Below are 5545 nucleotides of genomic sequence, written 5' to 3'. Positions count from 1 at the left end.
TAAACACGACCACGATTGGTCATAAAGTAAACGTAATCGTGAGTATTTGTCGATACCAATTCTCGCACAAAGTCATCGTCATTGACACCTGTTCCCTTGACTCCACGACCGCCACGTTTTTGCGAACGGAATTCGTCTTGAGAAAGGCGTTTAACGTAACCATTATCAGACAAGGTGATGAGAACATCGCTTTCTTCGATCAAATCTTCATCGTCTAGTGAAAGCACTTCTCCCACCATCAATTCTGTACGGCGAGGGTCAGCATATTTACGCTTAATCTCGTCCATTTCTTCTTTGATGATCGCAATAATACGCTCTGGTTTGGCTAAAATATCCGACAAATCAGCAATCAAAGTCAACAAATCATCGTATTCATCTTGGATTTTTTCCCTTTCCAAACCAGTCAAACGACGCAAACGCATATCAAGGATAGCTTGACTTTGACGTTCTGACAATTGGAAACGTTCCATCAATTCTTTTTGTGCCAAAACATCGGTTTCGCTATTGCGGATAATGCTAATCACTTCGTCCAAGTGGTCTAAAGCAATCAGCAAGCCTTCCAAGATGTGAGCGCGTTTTTCTGCCTTTGCTTTATCAAATTTTGTGCGGCGAACAATCACATCTTTTTGGTGCTCGATGTAATCAACAATAATCTGTTTGAGTGATAAAATCTTAGGCACACCATTTTCAATCGCCAGCATATTAAAACTATAATTGGTTTGCAAGCTGGTCAATTTAAAAAGATTATTCAAAATCACATTAGCAGAGGCATCACGACGCACTTCAATAACAAAGCGAATACCTTCGCGGCTTGATTCATCACGTACCGCTGTGATTCCTTCGATACGCTTTTCTTGCGTCAAACGCACGATGTGTTCGTGTACCTTAGTTTTATTGACGCCATAAGGGAACTCCGTCACCACGATACGCTCACGACCACTCTTAGTTGTTTCAATCTCTGCACGTGAACGCAGGATAATAGACCCCTTACCTGTTTCATAAGCTTTGTAAATCCCTGAACGTCCCATTACCAAAGCCCCTGTTGGGAAATCTGGTCCAGGCAAGACTTCCATCAATTCACGCGTCGTCACGTCAGGATTATCCATCACCAACTTAACCGCATCAATCGATTCGCCTAAGTTGTGCGGTGGGATATTTGTCGCCATACCGACGGCAATCCCTGTTGCACCATTGACCAACAAATTAGGAAAACGCGATGGTAAGACCAAAGGCTCACGTTCGCTACCATCGTAGTTATCTTGGAAATCAACTGTTTTTTTGTTGATATCACGCAACATCTCTAGCGCAATTTTGCTCATTCGGGCTTCGGTATAACGTTGTGCCGCTGCACCATCACCATCCATTGAACCAAAGTTTCCGTGACCATCAACCAACATATGACGATAGCTCCACCATTGAGCCATTCGAACCATAGCTTCATAAATCGAAGAATCACCATGAGGGTGATATTTACCCATGACATCCCCTGTGATACGAGCTGATTTTTTATGCGGTTTATCAGGCGTTACTCCAAGCTCATTCATTCCATAAAGAATGCGGCGATGAACAGGCTTTAACCCATCGCGAACATCTGGCAGTGCGCGTGCGACAATAACAGACATCGCATAATCGATAAAGCTTACTTTCATCTCTGAGGTTAGATTAACGTCAATTAAATTCTTATCCTGCATTAAGGAAAAACTCTCCTCCTCTACTGTAAAACTCTTCTATATTATACCATATTTTTCCTAGAAACGACATGGCTAGCCAAACTTAGATTGACTACACTAAAATAAAATTTCACAAAGTTTTTAGAATAAATTCGTGACATATCTCACGTAACGTGCTAAAATATAAATGTATGAGGCTTTAACCTCAAAAAAAGTTAAGGAGATGTTTAGATAATGACTGCAACTAAACAACACAAAAAAGTTATTCTTGTTGGTGATGGTGCCGTTGGATCATCTTACGCATTTGCGCTTGTAAACCAAGGAATCGCACAAGAACTTGGTATCATCGAAATTCCACAATTTTTCAACAAAGCTGTTGGTGACGCTGAAGATTTGAGCCACGCTCTTGCATTCACTTCACCTAAAAAAATCTACGCTGCTAAATACGAAGACTGTGCAGATGCTGATCTTGTCGTAATTACTGCTGGTGCTCCTCAAAAACCAGGTGAAACTCGTCTTGACCTTGTTGATAAAAACTTGGCTATCAACAAATCTATCGTTACTGAAATCGTTAAATCTGGTTTCAACGGAGTCTTCTTGGTCGCTGCTAACCCAGTTGATATCTTGACTTACTCTACATGGAAATTCTCAGGATTCCCTAAAGAACGCGTTATTGGTTCAGGTACTTCACTTGACACAGCTCGTTTCCGTCAAGCATTGGGTGAAAAACTTGGTGTTGATGCACGTTCAGTACACGCATACATCATGGGTGAACACGGTGACTCTGAATTCGCTGTTTGGTCACATGCTAACGTTGCTGGTGTAAATCTCGAAAACTACCTTAAAGATGTTGAAAACTTCAACGCTGAAGAAGTGGTTGACCTATTTGTAAGCGTACGTGACGCTGCATACTCAATCATCGACAAAAAAGGTGCTACATTCTACGGTATCGCTGTTGCCCTTGCACGTATTACTCAAGCTATTCTTAACGATGAAAATGCCGTTCTTCCAGTTTCTGTATATCAAGACGGTCAATACCCAGGCGTAACTGATTGCTACATTGGTCAACCTGCTATCGTTGGTGCACATGGTATCGTTCGTCCAGTGAACATTCCATTGAACGATGCTGAAACACAAAAAATGCAAGCTTCTGCAGAAGAATTAAAAGCTATCATCAACAAAGCTTTCTCTAAAGAAGAATACGCTGCTGCTTCTAAAAACTAATTAGCTCTAAAGGATGGTAAAAGAGAGTCGAAAGACTCTCTTTTTTCTACCTTAAAATAAAAAATAACAGGAAACTACCACTCCCTGTTATTTTTTTACTCAACACTACTCAGCACTCAACGCTGCCATAGTAATGTAGTTATAAGGTTTATTGAAGTGTGGCAAGAAGAACAAATCTGTCAAAGCTAATTTATCAATCGTTACTTGCTCTTGGATAGCCAATGAGAAGAGGTGCAGTGCCAAAGAAATGTCTTTTTTAGACATCAATTGTGCCCCTAGAATTCTGCGAGTCTTTTTATCGTAAACAATTTTCAAGGTTACTTTGGCATTGTCTTTCTCGATAAATTCAGGCTTTTGATTGTCTTTGTATTCCACTTCTGCTGCTTCAAATCCTTTGGCAGCTGCTTTTTCCAAAGTCAAACCAGTTGAAACCATGTCTAAGCCATAAATCGAAATACCGTTTGAACCTTGGACACCGACACCTTCTAATTTATGTCCGCAAGCATTGTGGGCTGCCACAATCCCTGTTCTTACTGCATTCGATGCAAGAGCGATATAATCGATTGTTTGTGTTGCGTTATTGAAAATAGTTGCACAGTCACCAATAGCATAGACGCCGGGAACACTTGTTTCTTGGTATTTATCCACTAGGAAAGCACCGTTTGAGAAGAGTTCCACTTTGCCACCACCTAGAGCAGTATTTGGGCGGAAACCAACAGCAAGGATAACCATATCAACATCGTATTCAGCTTTATCAGTGATGATTTTTTCAACTTTTGTTTGACCCGCAATTTCTTTAACGGCTTCACCAAAGGCTAGTCGAATACCGTGATCTTCCAAATTTTTCGCCATCGCTGCACTAAAATCTGCGTCATAGTAACCTGCCAAGCATGTTTCAGCAACATCGATAAGGGTTACTTCTTTGCCATTACGTTGGAAGGCTTCTGCCAATTCTACACCAATATAACCCGCACCAACAACGGCAACACGTGAAATGTTTTCATGGTGTAATTTATTAATCACATCTTCAGCGTTTTGGTACAATTTCACAAACTGAACATTCTCAAGAGCTGCTTTGAATTCAAGAGAATCTGGGTCCATGTGAACCCCTTTAATCTTAGGAATAATAGGTTGCGAACCTGTTGCTAAAATCAATTTATCGTAGTGTTCTTCATGTGTTTGACCATCTACAATTGCTGTTACCACTTTATTATCATAATCGACAGACTCCACAGGAGAATTCATATAAATGGTAGCACCTAACTCTTCTAGCTCTTTCTTGCTAGAGTAGAATAACCCTTCTGGACCAGAGATCTGCTCTCCAATCCATAGCGCCATACCACAGCCTAAAAATGAAATATTAGAATTTTGATCAAAAACAACAATTTCATTGTTAGCTCCGTAGTTGGTTAACATGGTTTTAATACATGCTGTTCCAGCATGGTTTGCTCCGATAACAACAATTTTACTCATAAGAAAAACCTCTACTGACTAATAGTTTTATCACTATTATTATACCACATAGAAAAAACGCTTACAAGTATTTTGTTTCAAGTTTTCTCCCTATTTCTGAAAATAAAAACACCTTATAATGATATGAGTTTCATGGAAAAATATAAAAAGAGAACCTCCTGGTTCCCTTTTTGTCATTAGATATCCGTGATTTTCACCAATGGATGACCCAAAGCAGCAATGTTTTCATATTGCGTACTTTGTTCTCTCCAAAAGGCATCAATTGGATACCAGCCGTTGTTGGCTGCGTTATACGGATCTAAAACATAGGTATTTCCATTTGAATAGCCTTTTAAGACAATAGCGTGGCTGGTGCCAAAAGGCCATGACGAGAACTTATTCATCTGAACAGATGCTGATACATAGTGACCTTCTTTCAAGGCATTGGTTAATTCATTCACTGAACCCAAAGCTGTCGGTGTCATTCCAAAGTGTTTAGAGGCCAACAATACACCATTTCCACTCGTTCCTTGACTACCACGGTTAAATTCAACCGTATCATAATACAGGTAATCTACTACCATCGTTGGTAAAATTTCTTTTCCTGATAATGACGAGATAATCATAGATAAACTGGTTGGCACACAACCTGTTGCTCCCATTTTGTAGCCACCGTAGAGAGTGTTTCCCCAGCGTTCATCTTTCTGATTGTAATAAGGAGTGTTGTAGCTGGTTTTTTTCACGGTAAATTCCGTTTTACCAAGCAAGTACATTTTCCCATTATCAGACTGGTAGCGTGCAAATGATAGGTTCCTGTTCCAGAATGGTTAGCAACATTAATTAAACCAGTTGCAACCGCTTGTGAAACAGAAGCGTCGTACCACTTAATGTCGTCCTGGCCATTAACATTTGACCAGACAGCGTATTTAACAGAGCCATTTGAATACACACCTGAAATGGTAACGCCATAAACGCCTGTCCCCTTATAAGTAGCTGTTACGCTAGTTGTTGATTGGGTATTGTTAAAGGCATATTGTCCCAAATTATAACCAATGGTACTGCCATCTTTTGTTTTGATATAAGTATGAACAGTGTAATTTCCTGTTAGATTGTGGTGGTATTTTTCATCCACGGTCACAGTTGCCGAACCATCGACAAGATTTGACGTTGTGTACTAATGAAGGTTTGATTGATCGCTT

At 40.1% G+C, this 5545-nt stretch carries 5 protein-coding genes; 1 reads left to right on the top strand and 4 read right to left on the bottom strand.

Features of this window, described 5'->3' with window-relative positions; genetic code table 11:
- The coding region (gyrA, locus tag B3R79_RS06100; RefSeq protein ID WP_293695649.1) for a DNA gyrase subunit A at window positions 1-1691 on the bottom strand (1691 nt) is incomplete at its 3' end.
- A 213-nt stretch (window positions 1692-1904) separates the two neighbouring features.
- Between gyrA and B3R79_RS06095 the strand changes: the two genes are divergently transcribed.
- Window positions 1905-2894, top strand: coding sequence for an L-lactate dehydrogenase (locus tag B3R79_RS06095; protein ID WP_293695646.1), 990 nt, complete (start codon window positions 1905-1907; stop codon window positions 2892-2894).
- Window positions 2895-2999: 105 nt separating this feature from the next.
- On the opposite strand, the gene nox is transcribed toward B3R79_RS06095, so the two are convergent.
- The 3 genes from nox to B3R79_RS06080 form a co-directional block, all read right to left on the bottom strand.
- The gene (nox, locus tag B3R79_RS06090; RefSeq protein WP_204984789.1) at window positions 3000-4367 is read right to left on the bottom strand and encodes a H2O-forming NADH oxidase; all 1368 of its coding nucleotides are present in this window, start codon (window positions 4365-4367) and stop codon (window positions 3000-3002) included.
- Between the two features lie 176 nt (window positions 4368-4543).
- Window positions 4544-5119: a C39 family peptidase gene (locus B3R79_RS06085; protein WP_293695642.1), complete on the bottom strand. Its 576-nt coding sequence runs from the start codon at window positions 5117-5119 to the stop codon at window positions 4544-4546.
- Window positions 5086-5478: a GBS Bsp-like repeat-containing protein gene (locus tag B3R79_RS06080; protein WP_293695639.1), complete on the bottom strand. Its 393-nt coding sequence runs from the start codon at window positions 5476-5478 to the stop codon at window positions 5086-5088. Before B3R79_RS06080 ends, B3R79_RS06085 begins: the two co-directional genes overlap by 34 nt.
- Between the last annotated feature and the right edge of the window lie 67 nt (window positions 5479-5545).

The sequence above is a fragment of the Streptococcus sp. UBA3373 genome, assembly GCF_002360305.1.
Taxonomy (GTDB): Bacteria; Bacillota; Bacilli; order Lactobacillales; family Streptococcaceae; genus Streptococcus; species Streptococcus alactolyticus.
This window is presented reverse-complemented; position numbering and strand designations above follow the sequence as displayed.

Coding starts and splice junctions, on each gene's coding strand:
- nox (WP_204984789.1), bottom strand. CDS start 4,367: ATGAGTAAAATTGTTGTTATCGGAGCAAACCATGCTGGAACAGCATGT.
- B3R79_RS06085 (WP_293695642.1), bottom strand. CDS start 5,119: ATGTACTTGCTTGGTAAAACGGAATTTACCGTGAAAAAAACCAGCTAC.
- B3R79_RS06095 (WP_293695646.1), top strand. CDS start 1,905: ATGACTGCAACTAAACAACACAAAAAAGTTATTCTTGTTGGTGATGGT.